We start from the raw sequence: 17,459 nt of genomic DNA, 5'->3' as shown, positions 1-17,459 counted from the left end.
ACTTTTCATTAAAACTTGATATTCATGTATTTCTTGTAGATTGGTAGAACGCCCATCTTATCTTTTGATAAGGATGGTATGACTTGGAACGGTCCTGAAGAACTGTTACCTTCAATTAATTCTGCATCACCAGACTCAGCAACAGCAACATCCCAACCAATATAACGAACTTGAGGTACGACTAGGCATGCCTCTTTAACTTGCTCGATTAAACGATCGAAATTAGGAATTTGGAATCCCATTAAGTTTTCGCCAGTCAGTGGATGATTTGTATGATGGTCGCCATGTTTATCTATGAATGGATAGACAACTGTTCCTGACTCATCAAGAATGGTATACATACCACCTTGACCAATGTTATCAACATGTCCGCCAAGACCCGACTTTAGTGCTGTAACAAGAACACGCGGTGTTTGTGTATCATCTAAGAACGTAATAATACGCATGGTGTTCACTGAAGTTGGTGAGAGTTCACTCATCTTAGGATGTTGTTTAAAGAACTCTTCGATTAGATATTGTCGATTGGCTACCAAATCTTTATAAAGTTGGTCGAAATCAATATCAGGATTTTCATTAATATCGATTTTATCAATTCCACGACCAACATAGTCATTGGTACGTTTCGCCATTACTTTACCATGTTTTTCAACAAACGCTTTAAGCCCAGCTGCATCTGTTTCAAGAAGATCCAAATGATCACGATGAACAAATTTGCTGAATCGTTTTACGAAGATTGATTTATCATCAAAAATGTTTACATATTCGCGATCATTGTAGGCACGAACTGCTTTATCCGATTGACCTAAAGTGATGAATGTTTTTCGTTGTTCTCCATTTAAGAGATAGTACTCAAACTCATTATAATCAACATAACCCGCGGTGTATCGAAATGAACACCAAATCATGTCGAAGAAGATTACAATTTTACTTTTACCACTGTGATCGTGTGCATATTGGATTGCATCTTTAAACCCTTGACGATCCATTGCAAACAAACGTTTGAAGTAGTATTTAATACGCCATATAAATTTTTTCATTACATTATCCCTTCGTCTATACCTATTAATAATATAGATAATTCTAAGCAGTGTCAAGGAAACGAAAGTGCATTGTGAGAGATAAAAAAGAGGCAATATTTTTGCCTCTTTCTAATTGATATTTTTCTCTATGAAAGCAATGATTGGCTCACGAGTATCGTAGTCCAAACTTGAGAATTCTAAGATTGTCGTGTCAACATGATCCTTGAACACTTCACGCTTAATATTCGCAATTTTATTGCGGGATAGTTTATCAGTTTTTGTAAGTACGATTGCATGCGCAAGACCGAAGTGTTGTGCAAACTCCAACATCATAATGTCATCTTTACCAATGCCACGGCGGACATCAACAAGAATAAGCATCATTTCTGGATGACGCAGTTCAAAATAACTGTCCATCAATTTTCCATAGTGAATTTGTTCTTGCTTTGAACGGTTTGCGAAACCATATCCTGGAACGTCTGTAAGAATAACATCATCATTAATATGATAGAAGTTAATTAAACGTGTTTTCCCAGGTCGCTGTCCTACATAAGCAAGGCGTTTGCGATTGGTGATTGCGTTAATCAATGAAGATTTACCCACATTGGATTTTCCAACCATCACAATCTCTTTTTGACCTGTTTCAGGAAATTGCGTGGAAGAAGCACACGAGATAATCAGATGTGCTTCTTGTGCATTCAAGTTCATTAAATCAAGGCCTCTTTGAGGACTTGGTCAATGGTTTCAACTGGAATGAACTCTACGCTTTCCCTAACAACGGCTGGAATATCAACAAGATCTTTTTCATTAAGTTTTGGAATTACAATACGGCTAATACCCACGCGGTGCGCAGCAAGAGATTTTTCCTTGAGACCACCAATTGGCAATACATTACCACGAAGTGTAATTTCTCCAGTCATCGCAATATTTGCAGTGACTTTACGGTTTGTAAGTGCTGAAATCAATGCAGTCGTGAATGTTACCCCTGCAGATGGGCCATCTTTTGGAACCGCTCCTTCAGGAACGTGAACTTGAACGTCATGTTTTTCAAAGAAGTCTGGTGAGATCTTGAGTTCTTTCGCATGACTCTTAACGTAACCAAAGGCAATCTCAGCAGATTCCTTCATAACATCACCCAATTGACCTGTAACGATCAAACGACCTTTACCATCAAATGTTGTGACTTCAATTGGAAGCACATCGCCTCCAAACTGCGTAAATGCAAGTCCGGTAACAACTCCAACTTGGTCCTTTTTCTCTTTTTGGCCGTATTCAAAGATAATTTGCCCCAACCACTCGGAAATTAGTTCCTTGGTGATTGTAACGGATTTCTCACCATCTTTAAGAATTGCGAGTACTGTTTTACGTGCAAGAGAAGATATTGTGCGCTCTAACTGACGGACACCGGCTTCGCGAGTATAGTGGCGAATGAGGTAACGTAAGGAAGCATCACTTAGTTTGAATTGGGATTTCTTGAGACCATTTGCTTTTAATTGTTTTGGAATCAAGTGTGCTTTCGCTATGTTTAATTTTTCTTCTTCAGTATAAGAACTGAGGTTGATAATTTCAAGACGATCACGCAATGCCTCAGGAATATCTCCTAAGTAGTTAGCAGTAGCTACGAACATAACTTGTGATAAGTCATACGGCTCTTCGAGATAGTTGTCTGAGAAGAGTTTGTTTTGTTCAGGGTCAAGAACTTCTAACATCGCACTGGTTGGATCCCCTTTATAGTCAGACGCCATCTTATCAATCTCATCAAGTAAGAACACAGGGTTTACAACACCTGCTTTCTTCATGCCTTGAATAATACGTCCTGGTAACGATCCCAAGTAGGTACGACGGTGACCACGAATTTCCGCTTCGTCACGTACCCCACCAAGTGAAGCCTTTACGAATTCACGGTTCAGTGAACTTGCGATTGATTTTGCGAGAGATGTTTTACCAACTCCAGGAGGCCCAACTAAAGCAAGGATTGGCGCATTTAAGGAACCCGTCATTTGTTTTACAGCAAGATACTCCATAATACGATCTTTAACTTTATCCAAGCCAAAGTGATCGGCATCCAGTTGTGCTCGAACGGCATTGAGATCTTCAATGTCATCCGTTGTTTGCCACCATGGTGTTTTTAATAACCAATCAAGATAAGAGCGGACAACTCCGGACTCACCAGAAGCTTGCGGCAACATTTCGTAACGACGAATTTCTTCAATCGCTTTTTCACGAACATGATCAGGGTAAGGATTATTTTCTAAAAGTTGACGGAACTCATCGGAGTCTTCACCAACATCGGTCGCATCACCCAACTCTTCACGAATTGCACGCATTTTTTCACGCAAGTAGTACTCACGTTGATTTTCTTCAACACGATCTTTAACTTTTTCGTTGATTGTGTTTTCGATGGTTGCGAGTGTTTGTTCACGTTGGATTTCTTCGATAATCATCATCAAACGTTCGTTAACATCCAACTCTTCGAGAAGGGCTTGTTTACGTTCAACTTGTAATGGGAAATACTGAGCAAATTGATCACTCAATTGCGCTGCTGAAACACCCAAAGTTAACTGATTAATAAGTTCGGCAGGTATTGTGATATTCGCAGCAGAGACTTTTTCAATCTCAGCAGTAATTCGACGAATCAATGCCATTTCTTCATTTTCAGAACCTGTAACATCTTCCAAGAGATCAATCGTACCAAATAGCATCTTGCCATCATCAACGAGTTGATCAATACGGACACGTTGAAGACCTGAGAACGTTACACGCAGAAACCCTTGTTTTCTTTTTACAGATTTAATATGAACCAATGAACCTACTGTAAAGAGCTCATCTTTTCCTGGATCATCAATGAGAATATCTTTTTGACTGACAAGCACAACGTGTCCGTTGAAGAACTTTTCTGCTTCATCAATCGCATTCATACTCTTGTGACGTCCGACTTCAATCATAATTTCTTGTTCAGGAAATACAATCACCCCGCGTGTTGCAACGACAGGGACATTCATAGTTTTATTTTCGCTCATAGCAATCCCTCCTTTAGGATAAAAAAGACGCTAAGCGTCTTTTATCTAAGCACGAGTTTCTTGAATTAACTCAATGGCTTTACGAAGTAAGATATCGTAGTTTACAGCATCGATAGAAACTAAGTTTTTAACTTGATCTAATTCGATTCCATAAGCTTCAGAAATTGTGTTAAATTCTTTTTCGACTTCTTCATCTTCTACTTTAAGACCTTCAACTTCAGCAATTTTCTCTAAAGTTAAACGTGTGCGAACACGTTTGTCAGCATCTTCTTTCATTTGTTCACGAACGTCTTCTTCAGATTGTCCTAAGATTTGTGAATACAATTCAAAGTTCATTCCTTGTTGTGATAAACGTTGTGTAAACTCATTGAACATTTGGTTCAATTCCTCTTGAATCATTGCCTCAGGCACATCAATTTTTGCGTTTGATGAAACTGTTTGTACTAAGATATCGTTAACACGATCTTCTTCAGCATGTTTGCGGCTGTGTTCGAGGTTTTCTTTGATAGACGCTTTTAATGCATCTAAAGTAGTGATTTTTTCGTCATCTAATAATTCAACAAATTCGTCGTTAAGTTCTGGTAATACTTTCGTTTTTACTTCGTGAAGTGTAACTTTAAATACTACAGGTTGACCTTTTAAGTCTTCAACATGGTATGTATCAGGGAATGTGATATCTAAGTCTTTTGTATCGCCTGTTTTCATACCAATAAGTGCTTCTTCAAATCCTGGAATGAATGAGTTTGAACCGATTACTAATGTATAGTTCTCTCCACTTCCACCTTCGAATGCAACACCGTCTTTAAATCCTTCAAAGTCGATTACAGTTGTATCACCATCGGCAACGACACCTTCTTCTTTGATAACAAGTTCAGCTTGTTCTTCTTGTAATTTGTTTAATTCTGCAGCAACATCTTCGTCTGTGACTTCGATTGCTTCTGCTTCAACTTTAATTCCTTTATATTCACCCAATTCAACTTCAGGTTTTACTGTTACATTGAATGTAAGTGTTAGTTCATCAAATGTCATTTCTTTAACATCTAACTCAGGAGTAGCAACTGGCTCTAACTTATGTTCTACCATACCAGCTACAAATGCTTCATTTGCAATTGCATTCATTGCTTCCATTAAGATTGAGCTATCATTTAATTGTTTACGTGCCAATGCTTTAGGAGCTTGTCCCTTGCGGAACCCTTGTATTTCAACATCTTTTGTTAAAGTATCAATTGCCTTCTCTTGCGCTTTCTTCCAAGCGTCTTGGTTGACCTCAACTGTCAATAGACCTGTTGAGTTCTCATTTAATGTCCATGTAGATTTCATTTTTTCCTCCTAGTACGTATTCTATTATAACACAACTTTTAGCACAGTCAACAGATGAGTGCTAAAACTGTTTTATCCGCGATCTAAATATCCTTTAACACGTTTTAAAACATCATTTGATGCAATCGAATCAAAGTGTTGTGGAAAGTATTCCAGAACCTGCTGATCCAGCTCGGCAATGCATAACATAAGCAAGCTTGGATTGTCCGACTCCAGTGTTGATACCAAGTCATCCAGACAATTCAAATATACCTTACTTCCGATAGGATTCTCAAGTTTGAGTATATCAAGCTCGTGAATGCCACTTTTCAAATGAATGGTCAATGTCGCGTCAATGGATTGATCCATCAAATAAAACACAATTTGCTTCTTAAGCCAGTCATCAATGCGTTTATCCATAAGAATAGACTGTAAATCATCAATCACAGCTCTTAAATTCATTCGCTCTAATGATATTAAAGCTTTATGCTTTAAATTATCATTCCCAAGGAGGGCATCAGAAATTTGGTCCATATCATCAAAATACTTTGCATTGGGTGCATTATCCAATCGCAACGTGTCACGCAATGCCTTGAAGTTACTAAAGTAAGGTTCTGGCACATACGGCATTGATAATTCTTGATCCAGTAGTTCTAACGCTTTCACTTCGTTGCGCTCCTCTATCAGCATTTGGATGGAGGTCAAACATGTTTCATAATAGTTATCCATACGTATCCTTTCATACCCAATCATTTTAACATAATTCCAGCACAATTAAACGGTTTTCACCTGTTTATCTTTCCTTTGAAATTAATTTTCAATATATAGACTTGTTTTTGAAATTTATTTCTGTAAAATGTTGACATTATGCGCTTACAGTGGTTTAATTGAGTAGCTAGCAAGCGTGTATTGTGTATCTTAGAGGGTGTCTCTCCTTCACATGAAAAACAATCACACAAACAAAAGAACGACAATTGGGTCGTTCTTTTTTAGTATCCATACAATTGGACCCAAAACCACTCACCATTACTGTGTTTAAAAACAGCAACAGCGCCCATCGGAAACGGCGATAAAACATTAGCATGGTGTGTTGGGGACTCCATGAATCCTTGCATTGCAGCATCAACACTGAATGCACGCGTTGCAAGATTCTCTGCATAAATCAAATCAGGATTTATGCTATCCCACGAACTTCCATCTGGGCGCTCATGGGCAAATTTAATGGCAATCTCGCGTGCACGAATTATTGCATATTCATACAATGTCGATGACCATTGAAGTTCTTGCAAACCAGCATTGCGACGCTCTGTATTCATTTGTGCAAACATGTTTTGTGCAAGCGTTAAATCCAATTCACCCGTTGTTGGTGCAGGCTCAACCACACCTTCTTTGGTTCCTACGAGTAATATTTCTGGAATTGCTTCTTCAGAAATCTCGCGTGACACTACCTCTGTACCCACAAAAACATTATTTTCGTAATAGTCACGGTATCTTACATCCACGATACCTGCTACACCTGCTTGTACAATACGGGTTTCACCTTTAGCAAGTGTTTCATCATCACGATATTCTGTTTCATAGGCAAATGTCTCTTGAATCAGTTTCTCTTCAACACGCTTTTCGACTGCATGCTTTACGTGGGAGACTGCAGGCGTCCCTGATTCATTTTTGACCGGAACATTGGCTTTATCACTTTTCTTAGATGACACATCCTCAGTTCCATCGCGTTCCAATGCTTGAACTGTATTTGGTTTATCCACATTACCCTTCACTGAACCGGATACAGTAAAATCTAAAGTTAACACCATGATCGTTATAATACAAATCCATAGGGTTCTCTTTGTCATGAATCATGTTCCTCCTGTATATTATATATCACAGTTAAAACATGGAACGGCGTATTTTCATAATAGCATTTTCACACAAAGAAGTGCTTAAAAATGCCCAAGAAAAAAGATAGCCAAAGCTATCTAATTACATCTGGTATTGTGTTGTTGACAACATTTTCAATATCGCTTTTTGATAATATAAAGCTATCACCATGAATTGTATGTGCAAGCACGCCCGCTGCACATGCAAATTCAACTGCATCTTTATCAGAGTACGTCTCGAATTGTGTGTAAATTGCACCGGTCGCAAAACCATCTCCAGCCCCAATACGATCTAATACATCCAGTGTGTACCATTTGCTTTCAGTATAACCATTGTCATTGATCATAAATCCTTGCAATCGATTATCGCTGCGATTGGTACCAAAGAGGGTTTTGATTCCATAATGATTGCGGAAATGGCTAAGCGCTTCAGCATTACTCTTTATTTCCTTTATGGATGTCAGCTTGGTAGCATCTTGAATTCCTGCAAAGACAATCGTAGCTTGTGCTAACATTGCATCGTACATAGCTTGCGAGTCAGCAAGTTTGCGATCATCCCATAATGAGGGTCTAAAATTGCAATCAAAGATAACCTCAATACTCCGGCGTCTTGCTTCAAGCGCAAGATTTAGTGCAGCATCAAATGTCGTATCATTAATGAAAGCAATGCCACAAACATGCAATGCATCAATTCCGTTCAAGATCGAATCATAATCTAAATTACTGTAATCTGCCAGTGCAAAAGAACTGTGAGTTCGATTCATATACGTTACTTTTGAAGAACGAGAACCAAAACCCATCTCCAAGAAATAAGCTCCTAAATGATTTCCTTCGTAGAACACAAGGTCATCATGAATTCCTAAGGCACGTAAACTGCTTGCAGCAGCAAAGCCGACACGGTTATCTGGCAAACACGTCAAAAGCGCAGCCTGATACCCTAATTGATACAAACCCGCAAGTATGTTGACACCCGTTCCGGTATACATCGCATTTAAATGGTGAGTCTGAGTGAGTTCTTTATGACCTTCTGGCATCAGTCGCAACATCACCTCACCGAAAGCAACGATCTTTGTCATTATGCAATCTTCTTAATAATTTCGTACAAAGCTTCGACATCCTCAATGCGTGTCGCACCGGTTTCTGCATCAATGATTGATGAGTAAACATGAGGAATAACACGCTTTACACCAGCATCAAGCGCAATTTGAACAATTTCTTCGAAATTATCCAAATCGATCCCTCCCGTTGGTTCCATCATAAAGTCAAGTTCCGCAACAGCTTTACAAACTTCCACATATTCATCACGTGTACTTAGTCCTTTCATAGGAAAGAACTTAATGGAGTTTGCACCCATTTCTTTAATCATTTGGATGGCTGTACGAACCGGGACTTCAGTCGGGGTTTGTTCTCGACTTAGAATTCCTGTTGCCATGTTTACGTAGCCTACACGTCCTGATGGCGAAATCATACTGTTAATTATTGTCTCTTCTTGTCCAACAAGTGCTCGGGTATATCCCGTTGCCGTACAAGCTTGGTTGATGTGTTGTGGTTGAATTATTTGAGATATCTCAGCGACCATTTTCCATTGCCCAGGATCCCCTGCACCCAAACCAACTGAAATTGCATTATCAATAACATCTTGGTAACGTTTCATATCTGTAACAGCCTCATCGACCGATGGATAGTTCTTCGATAAAATTCCAACAAGTACGTGCCCTTCTGATGCATCGTAAATTGCTTTTGCATTCTCAACTGAATTTGTCAGTACGTTCAGGCAAACGCGGTCATTAAAGTATTTTGCTTTTAAGTTCATATTCATTCTCCTTTTGTAATTGTACGCAATCGTTGCTCAATTGTATTTAAGTCATCTCCGGTAACATCGCGGATATCAATTTCCAAAAATCCTTCATTGGCGCGATAATCACGCGTGTATATTTGCGGATTGCCCGATTTTAAGTGTTCGCGAATCGATACAGCGTCCAAAGGCAAATCAAACGCAATTTCGATGCGCATAATTGGGCGCCCTGCCCCATCTTGAATTGGTTTCGCATGAATGCCCTCAATTTTATTTACTGCATCGATGAACGGAGTCATACGTTCAATTTGAGACGCAATGGATTCTGGCTTTGCATGTGCATAAGCTTCCAAAGCACCCAGCAATCCAAACACACCTTCCTTACCAACCTTCATTACCCGTCCAATTCCTTTTCCTTGTAATTTGAGATAAGGAAGGAATGTGTCCTTAACAACGACAACACCCGATGTTGGGCCTTCAAATGTTTTGGTACCGCTGTAAATAACGGCATCTGCTCCCAAATCAATATAATGTTTGAGATCGCCTTCTGCAGCCGCATCAACAATCACAGGGATCTTGCGCTCATTTCCCAATGCAACAATTTGAGACACTGATGGCATTCCTTTTTGAACGGCATGGTGAGATTTCACATACAGCAATGCTGCCGTATTTTCATTGATTCCCGCTGCAAATTGTTCAAGCGTACATGCATTTGCATATCCCACTTCAACAATAGCACCACCACCCATACGGATTGGAACTTCAATTGAGGTTCCGTAGTCAACGATATGACCCTTCGCAATCACAATTTCTCGTTTTGTGAGTGTGCTTAAGTAGGGATTCATAATTGCATTGTAATTGTCTTTCGCAATTGCTGCACCCACACTTTGTGCAATACCAGAAGATGCTGAGGAAACAATCCATGCATTTGGCAATCCGTAAAGGTCACTCAAATATGTATTGGCAGCATCCATTAAATCTGCAATAACATAAAAGTTTCCAGCACCATCATTCATCGCATCTAATACGTGTTTTTGGAGTTTTGAACCGCCCAAAATTGTCATTTTCCCAGATGCATTAATAACTTGATTGAGTTTTAACTTCTCACGTAGTGTTTGACTCATAACTCGTACACCTTCCCTTTCACGACAACTCCAACTGGTTTGAACCCATGGGTTGTCTCTCGTGTGGATCCATTTGAATCAACCAATTGCTGGTTCAGTGTGTCCAACGTAAATATGGTAATATCCGCAGTCTTTCCTTTTTCAAGCAAACCCAAGTGATTCAAATGCATCACACGTGCTGGCACTGAGGTTACCATAGAGATTACATCAATTGGACTGTATCCAATGGTTAACATTTTGTTCATGGTTGTGGCAAGATCGTATACCGGTCCTCTTTTTCGATTCTCATGATATATGTCACTACTTATTGTATCGCAAAACACACATTCTTTAAATGCTTGTTGTGCGACATCAAAATCAAAACTGTCTCGTCCGTGACCGATATCAAAGATTACACCCCGATTGTGTGCATCGATTACCTCGTGACGAACTTTTCCAAATTCATTAAGAATGCCATTGTCCTTCCCATTGAAAATATGGGTTACAATGTCTCCAGCCTCCAATCGCTCAAGAATTTCAACTAAGAGCGGGGGATTTGAACCAATGTGAACCATAAGTGGGACTTGATGCAAACGATTCATTGTCTTTGCACGATCGAGTGGTTTAATCCCATTATTTCCAATGACCGAGGCACTCATTCTTGCCTTAAGTCCAATCACAAAATGAGGATAACGTTTTAATACATCCGCAACACGTGCGTCATCAATGTTATGCATGTCCGATAATTCATCCTGCTGCTTGATTCCAAGCTTTGAAATATTCAAAAGTGCAAATACTCGGGTAATCTTACTTTGTGAATCTTGATAGAATTGATCAATATCATCAGCACCAGTCGTTCCAGCATCAACAACACTCGTTACACCTGTTTTATATCCTACCTCATCTGCATCGTCGTAGTACAAATCAAATCGTTCATAACAATGGGTATGCATATCAATCCAACCAGCAGAAATAAAGCGTCCTTGTAAATCATAAACTTCTTCGTAGTCACCTTCAATTTTGGGTGCTATGGCAACAATGGTTTCATTGTCAACGAGAACCTCGATTGGTTCGTTGTTTAAGGTTTGTCCATTTATTAAGTGAAGCATCGTATCACTCCTAACTTATAACATTATAATAATACCACAGTCGGTCTCCTTTTTATAGTTTTTAGCGCTTGATTTGTTAACTTCTTTTAGAACTTACAAAAGTAAATTATGTGTCTGTTTTTACTATGAAGCAATCCCAACCGCTGGTATTGAAGCATAAAAAAACCTACTTTAAAGTAGGCTTATTCTTATAATTGGCGTCCTCGGAGGGATTTGAACCCCGGCCACACGCTTAGAAGGCGCGTGCTCTATCCACTGAGCTACGAAGACATAACAACGTCTATTATAATAACAAATAGTCGTTGGTATTACAATCTCTTTTACAAATCTCTTGCAAATAGTTTTTCTACGGTTATTTTACCCGCATCAACGACAACGCGAGCATAACTTGGTTGGCTGCCATCGCGATTGTAATAAAGTGATCCTGGGTTGATGATTTGAATCCCATCTACAACACTATCATCAAAACGGTGTGTATGCCCATAGCAGGCAATCGTGCAATTTTTCGCTTTAGCACGGGCAACCAAATCTTCGATTGTTTTCCCAAATCTTAATTTGTGGCTGTGCGTAAAATAGATACGCACCCCTTCAAAATCAACAACAAGTTCATCTGGAAATGTGTAGTAGTAATCGTTGTTACCTGTTACCACATGAAAACTTGTAAGATCTTTGGGATTCATCTCACTATCTCCACAATGAATAAATCCTGCAGCATTTGGGTATAGCGCTAGGATTGCTTCAAGTTCAGCTGTCTTTCCATGATTATCACTTACGACTATAAATTCCATCTAAATACCTCGCACACTTTCTTTTGAGTTAAAGAGCTTGAACAGTTGTTTTTTCATCGCTTGGGGATCCCCAGTTGTATAAATTTCACACATACCTTGTGTTTCATTGATAACAGGACGTAACATATCGCGTATCGGTTGTTGGGAGTCTAAAATTATTGCAGTGGTATATTTTTGGAACGCGTCTGTAACCAACGGATAGTGAGTACACGCAAGAATCAGGTGTGTGATATTTCCCAGTTTCGGTAACATTACTTCCAGATACGCATCGGCAGATTCCATGCCTTCAATAATCGGCACCAATTGATCAAGCGACATTGATTGAACATGCTGTTGCCCAATAGATTTCAAATTACGCTCATACGCTTTGGAATCGTATGTTGCTTTCGTCGATACAACACCAACTACACCATCATCGCTCGGCACAATTTGTGAGACCGTTAATTCAATAATCCCATAAATATTGAGTGTCGGGAAATCGTGACGCAGTGTATCTAAAGCAACAGCAGATACAGTATTACATGCAATGAGCACATCTTCGATTCCTTTTCCTAAGAACCACTGCATTGCTTGGCGAGCAAGTTCGGTAATGGCTTCATGGCTTCGATTGCCATACGGTGCATTTTTTTGGTCTGCATAGAGTACCATGTTTAATTTCGGAAAAGCGTGGCGCAAATCCTGATAAACACTATACCCACCCAATCCGGAATCAAACACACCCAGAGTCTCAATTTTTTTCATTGTAATCATCCCAATCTATATGAATTATATCATAAAGTTCTTCGGCAACTTCACTTGGAAGGATTGTTTTTAAAGTTTCTTTACTTGCATTGCGAATCCCTCGTAATGATCCAAACTCTTTGTAGAGTTGTTTTTGTCGCTTGGGTCCCAGACCGGGTACCTCATCAAGAATTGATTTTGTCATTGCCTTTTTACGGAGCAGACGGTGGTATCCAATAACATAACGATGCACCTCGTCTTGCATGTGTGTCATAAGCGCGAATAGCGACGAACTCTTATCAATGTCGATCTCTTTACCATCGCTTCGCAAAAGAGCATGGGTGCGGTGTCTGTCATCTTTAACAAGACCTGCGACAGTAATATCTAAGTCCAGCATGTCCATGATTTCTAAGGCAGCATTCAGTTGTGGTTTTCCACCATCAACAAGAATTAAATCTGGGAAGATTCCACCTTCTTTTAAGATTCTAAAATAGCGACGGTATAAGACTTCCTTCATGGATGCAACATCATCATTTCCTTGATTCAAGCGATAACGGCGGTATTGAGACTTATTGGGTTCACCATCATCAAATACAACGCATGCTGAAACAGCAAAGGTTCCCGATATGTGTGAGTTATCAAATACTTCAATACGGTGAATTGTTTCTGTGAATCCAAGAACAGAACTCAAACGAACCAATGCTTCATCTTTAAATTGTTGACGAGCCCGCAGTAACTGGAATTGATCATCCAATTGTTGCTGGGCATTTTTGGCAGCAATTTCGAGGAGGGCTCGTTTTTTTCCGCGTTGAGCATAACTAACGGGTGCACCGATGACCATCGAAACGTCTTCATTATTTATCGACTCGGGAACGTATATCTGCTTTGATTTCGGTTGATGCTGGTAGTACTGAGCAATAAAAGATACAAATGCATCCTCTGGCTCTTCCAGACTTGCTTCAACTGCCATACTTCGTTCCAAAAGACGCCCCGCACGCACGAATAATCCGACAATCGCAATGTACCCTTGATAATATGCATAATGAAACATATCAAAGTGTTCGTTGCGACTGAACTGCACTTGTTGACGATCACTAATATACTCAATTGCTTGCAACTTATCTTTGTAGTTTTGGGCAAGTTCAAAATTCATGTCATGACTCGCTTCATGCATTTTACGCTCAAGTTCATCAAAAAAAGCCTTCGAATTTCCATTTAAGATACTGATGACATTTTGACGCCAATCATTAAGTTCTGCTTCGGTATATTTCTTTTGCGTACGATTAAAACTCGCATATATGGCCTGAGTATTGGGCAAAAGAGTCCCATCATCACTTGGAATTGAATCATTGAGCACACTGGCCATCTCACGTGCAGCAGTTGCATCAGGATAGGGTCCAAAATAAACAAATTTCGGTGAATGTTTCTTATCACGGGATACAATGACCTCAGGTTTCCCTGTTCGGCTAACTTTCAAATAGGGATATGATTTATCATCCATAAAGAGAATGTTGAAACGCGGCCTGTGTTCTTTAATTAAATTAATTTCTAGAATGAGTGATTCTTTCTCAGTTGAAGTAATGATGATGTCAAAATCAGCAATCTGAGCAACCATTTTTGTAGTCTTATAATCATGAGCACCCACAAAATAGGAACTCACGCGGTTTTTAAGCTTTTTGGCTTTACCGACATAAATGATTTCCCCATTTTTGTCCTTCATCATGTAGCACCCAGGTTCTGTTGGTAAGAGCGCTAATTTTTCTTCAACTGTTTTACTTTTCATTATTGTTTGAGTTTTACAACTGTAGCTCCTGTTCCACCTTCACCCAATGAGCCTAACTCAAAGGATGCAACACTTTTATTGCGGCGTAAACGGTCATGGACTGCATTTCGCAGTTGGCCAGTCCCGTGTCCGTGAATGATTCTAAATTGATACACTTTGTTTACAATTGCATCATCGATAAACTTATCGATTTGCGGAATTGCTTCTGCCACCCGCATTCCAATCAAATTCAACTCTGTCTTAAATGATGAGTGAGCGCTGACTGAATGGGAACGTTGTGGTTTCGGTTTTACTTTCTTTGCAGGTCCTGCAACGCGAGTTAACTTATTCAAATCAACACTGACCTTAAGTGAACCAATGGTAACATAGGCTGTTTTCTTCTCAATACTGTCAACCACTCCGACTTGATTGGTTGATTTCAATTGAACACGATCCCCTACTTTAATGGTTTCATCAACAATTTCCCGTTGCATTGATTGAATTTCTTTAACTGCTTTTTGACGGACATCGGGACGGTTTGTCTTATTGAGAACTTCCAATTGCTTCTCAGCCTCTTGAAGCATTGTTTCGAGGTATTGCTCATTCTCTTCAATCATTTGTTCACGCTTCTGCACAAACTCACGTTCCAACTGTACACGTTCAACCTCCACTGATTCTCTCATGTCAGCAATTTCTTGCTCACGTCGATTCAGTGCTTCTTTAAGGTCATCTTGTTCTTTAATTTTCGTTTCAAGAATTTCTAAAAGATGATCCGCTTCATATTGCCCTTCTTGTTTGTACTTAAAGGCTTGATCAATGATATCACCATTAAGACCCAAACGTTTTGCAATTGCGAATGCATTGGACTCTCCCATGATGTTCTCACGGTAGCGGTATGTTGGCTTCAGGTTTTGCAAGTCAAATTCCACACTTGCAATCAGAATATTATCATGTTGGGTTCCATACTTCTTCAATCGTGAAAAGTGTGTTGTTGCAACAACCCAGCATCCAACCTCGCGGAAGTGATCAAGAATCGCCATTGAAAGACTTTCGCCTTCAAGAGGATCTGTTTGTGAGCCAAGTTCATCAAGCAAGACGATAGACTTCGCCGTAGCACGCTCACTTACCGTTGTCATGGTTTGCATATGTGCTGAGAATGATGACAGCGACTTTTCAATAGACTGCTGATCTCCGATATCAACAAAAATTTGATCGACCAGCATCACTTGTGCTTCTTCTGCACAAATTGGACACCCTGAAAGGGCCAGCATCAATGAAAGACCAATAGTCTTAAGAGAGACTGACTTTCCACCTGTATTAGGCCCACTGATTAAAATCATTTTATGGGGTGGTGACAATTCGTATGTATTCGCTACGACTGTTTTGGGATCAATCAAAGGGTGGCGTGCTTTAACAAGTTTTAGTGTATCGGTGGTTAAAGTCGCTACAACTGCATCATTGCGTTTCCCCCATTCTGCCTTGGCAAAAATAGCATCAAGTATTGCAACGGTTTCCAAGTCAGCTTCAAGTTGGTCCGCATCTTCGGCAATTCGCATCGATGCTTCGCGACAGATACGTTCAATTTCATCCGCTTCACGATGGCGAAGGCTTTGCAACTCATTTTGTAAACGCGATAAAAAGGCCGGTTCAAAATAGATTGATTGACCACTGGCCGATTCACCATAAATTGTTCCATCCATTTTATTTTTCTCAGAAGGCTTGATCAAGAATGTTTTGCGACCATGTTGGAGTGAAACAACAGCTTCACTTAACATCGCTTTGTTTTTAACAAGGAAATCCTGAGTTTGTTTTTCAATATTGGCTTCCAGCGATGAAATAGAACGTCGGATTGAACTCAATTCAGAACTCGCACGATCTAAGACTTCGCCTTGCTCACCAAATGCATGTTCGATATGCTTAAGCAATGATTCATTAATGACAAGACTTTCGAAAAGGTCTTCTAAGGCTGGATAACTGCCTTCTACTGTTTTAAATTGTTTCTTCAATCGTTCAATGCCTTGTAGGAATCTTCCCACATCAACGATTTCATCAACACCAAGTACGCCACCTTTGCCAGCAAATCCAAGCGGATAGCTTACATCAGTAATTCCCGCAAATGAAACACCACCATTTGTGATAACCAATTGCAGTGCATCTTTAGCACGGGCGAGATCTCGGCGTACAATTAAAGCAGAAAAAGAAGGCTCTGTTTCGAGTACCCTCTCCTTACCCAACGAAAAGGATGCATGAAATGCAATCCTTTCCAAGACTTTATCGAACTCGAGTCGAGACGATATATTATTCATATTTATTTAAGAACTCCTTTATTTCTTTTTCAGTAAAACCATTTTTGAACAACCACTCCGTTAATGCTTTTTCTTGTTCTTTAGGGAGTTTTTGTTCGAGAATTATTGTTTGAATCGCTTCATTGCGAATCATGAAATCATCAACCGTCGCCATAATTGGTCGTGTAAATGAATCGACATGTTTGAGCCATGAGTTTTCAACAATCTCTTGACCATTTTTAACAACAGGTGTCGATAGAAAGACAATAACCAACATCATCTTCACAAGGAAGAAGACAACTGAGAAAACACCACCAACTGCGGAATTCACTTGTTTTATAAGTGGCATTTTCGAAACAAATGATGCCAACGGCGTCACGATTAGCAAGGCTACGCGAATCACCACAAAGAGAATCGCAAACCAGATCAAACGATTTATTTGATGTCCTACAAGTTGATTGATCGATATAAAGCCATTGCCTTCAATCTGAACAAATGCGTAGACTTTCACAAATATCGGTGATAATATCCATGCTGCGAAGAGTGAAACAAAGGTTCCAACAATGTCCACAAGTTGTAGTAAGAGACCACGCTTATAGCCTCGGTAAAGATCAACAAGGAACCATAGCGCAATAATTATATTGACGTAGAGCATCCACTCAACAGGAAATTTAAACATAGTATCACT

15 protein-coding genes and 1 tRNA gene are annotated in these 17,459 nt (G+C 39.6%); all 16 read right to left on the bottom strand.

What is annotated here, in order from left to right:
* Positions 1–8: 8 nt before the first annotated feature.
* Positions 9–1,037, bottom strand: coding sequence for a sugar-transfer associated ATP-grasp domain-containing protein (locus G7062_RS06135; RefSeq protein ID WP_166065040.1), 1,029 nt, complete (start codon positions 1,035–1,037; stop codon positions 9–11).
* Between the two features lie 111 nt (positions 1,038–1,148).
* Positions 1,149–1,727, bottom strand: coding sequence for a ribosome biogenesis GTP-binding protein YihA/YsxC (gene yihA / locus G7062_RS06130; RefSeq protein ID WP_166065039.1), 579 nt, complete (start codon positions 1,725–1,727; stop codon positions 1,149–1,151).
* On the bottom strand, positions 1,727–4,039 hold the full coding sequence (gene lon / locus G7062_RS06125; protein ID WP_166065038.1) for an endopeptidase La: 2,313 nt from the start codon (positions 4,037–4,039) through the stop codon (positions 1,727–1,729). The genes yihA and lon overlap by 1 nt, the downstream gene beginning before the upstream one ends.
* 45 nt (positions 4,040–4,084) lie before the next feature.
* Positions 4,085–5,359, bottom strand: a complete 1,275-nt coding sequence (tig, locus tag G7062_RS06120) for a trigger factor (RefSeq protein WP_166065037.1) — start codon at positions 5,357–5,359, stop codon at positions 4,085–4,087.
* A 72-nt stretch (positions 5,360–5,431) separates the two neighbouring features.
* The gene (locus tag G7062_RS06115; RefSeq protein ID WP_371741405.1) at positions 5,432–6,091 is read right to left on the bottom strand and encodes a DUF3196 family protein; all 660 of its coding nucleotides are present in this window, start codon (positions 6,089–6,091) and stop codon (positions 5,432–5,434) included.
* A 236-nt stretch (positions 6,092–6,327) separates the two neighbouring features.
* Positions 6,328–7,185 carry a G5 domain-containing protein gene (locus G7062_RS06110; RefSeq protein WP_166065035.1) on the bottom strand — a complete coding sequence of 286 codons (858 nt, stop codon included), beginning with the start codon at positions 7,183–7,185 and terminating at the stop codon, positions 6,328–6,330.
* A 119-nt stretch (positions 7,186–7,304) separates the two neighbouring features.
* Positions 7,305–8,285, bottom strand: coding sequence for a sugar kinase (locus G7062_RS06105; RefSeq protein WP_166065033.1), 981 nt, complete (start codon positions 8,283–8,285; stop codon positions 7,305–7,307).
* Positions 8,285–9,022: a KDGP aldolase family protein gene (locus tag G7062_RS06100; RefSeq protein WP_166065032.1), complete on the bottom strand. Its 738-nt coding sequence runs from the start codon at positions 9,020–9,022 to the stop codon at positions 8,285–8,287. The genes G7062_RS06105 and G7062_RS06100 overlap by 1 nt, the downstream gene beginning before the upstream one ends.
* A 2-nt stretch (positions 9,023–9,024) precedes the next feature.
* Positions 9,025–10,128 carry a DgaE family pyridoxal phosphate-dependent ammonia lyase gene (locus G7062_RS06095; protein ID WP_166065031.1) on the bottom strand — a complete coding sequence of 368 codons (1,104 nt, stop codon included), beginning with the start codon at positions 10,126–10,128 and terminating at the stop codon, positions 9,025–9,027.
* Positions 10,125–11,216: an amidohydrolase/deacetylase family metallohydrolase gene (locus tag G7062_RS06090; protein ID WP_166065030.1), complete on the bottom strand. Its 1,092-nt coding sequence runs from the start codon at positions 11,214–11,216 to the stop codon at positions 10,125–10,127. The genes G7062_RS06095 and G7062_RS06090 overlap by 4 nt, the downstream gene beginning before the upstream one ends.
* A gap of 195 nt (positions 11,217–11,411) precedes the next feature.
* Positions 11,412–11,486, bottom strand: a tRNA-Arg gene (locus tag G7062_RS06085).
* Positions 11,487–11,536: 50 nt separating this feature from the next.
* Complete coding sequence (locus G7062_RS06080) at positions 11,537–12,004, bottom strand: metallophosphoesterase family protein (RefSeq protein WP_166065029.1); 468 nt, start codon at positions 12,002–12,004, stop codon at positions 11,537–11,539.
* Positions 12,005–12,745 carry a glutamate racemase gene (gene murI, locus G7062_RS06075; protein WP_240915927.1) on the bottom strand — a complete coding sequence of 247 codons (741 nt, stop codon included), beginning with the start codon at positions 12,743–12,745 and terminating at the stop codon, positions 12,005–12,007. It abuts the gene before it with no gap.
* The gene (gene uvrC / locus G7062_RS06070; protein WP_166065027.1) at positions 12,732–14,507 is read right to left on the bottom strand and encodes an excinuclease ABC subunit UvrC; all 1,776 of its coding nucleotides are present in this window, start codon (positions 14,505–14,507) and stop codon (positions 12,732–12,734) included. Before uvrC ends, murI begins: the two co-directional genes overlap by 14 nt.
* Complete coding sequence (locus G7062_RS06065; RefSeq protein ID WP_166065026.1) at positions 14,507–16,792, bottom strand: endonuclease MutS2; 2,286 nt, start codon at positions 16,790–16,792, stop codon at positions 14,507–14,509. Before G7062_RS06065 ends, uvrC begins: the two co-directional genes overlap by 1 nt.
* Positions 16,785–17,450 carry a CvpA family protein gene (locus G7062_RS06060; RefSeq protein WP_166065025.1) on the bottom strand — a complete coding sequence of 222 codons (666 nt, stop codon included), beginning with the start codon at positions 17,448–17,450 and terminating at the stop codon, positions 16,785–16,787. Before G7062_RS06060 ends, G7062_RS06065 begins: the two co-directional genes overlap by 8 nt.
* Positions 17,451–17,459: the final 9 nt, after the last annotated feature.

It is taken from the genome of Erysipelothrix sp. HDW6C, assembly GCF_011299615.1.
Lineage (GTDB): Bacteria > Bacillota_I > Bacilli_A > Erysipelotrichales > Erysipelotrichaceae > Erysipelothrix.
This window is presented reverse-complemented; position numbering and strand designations above follow the sequence as displayed.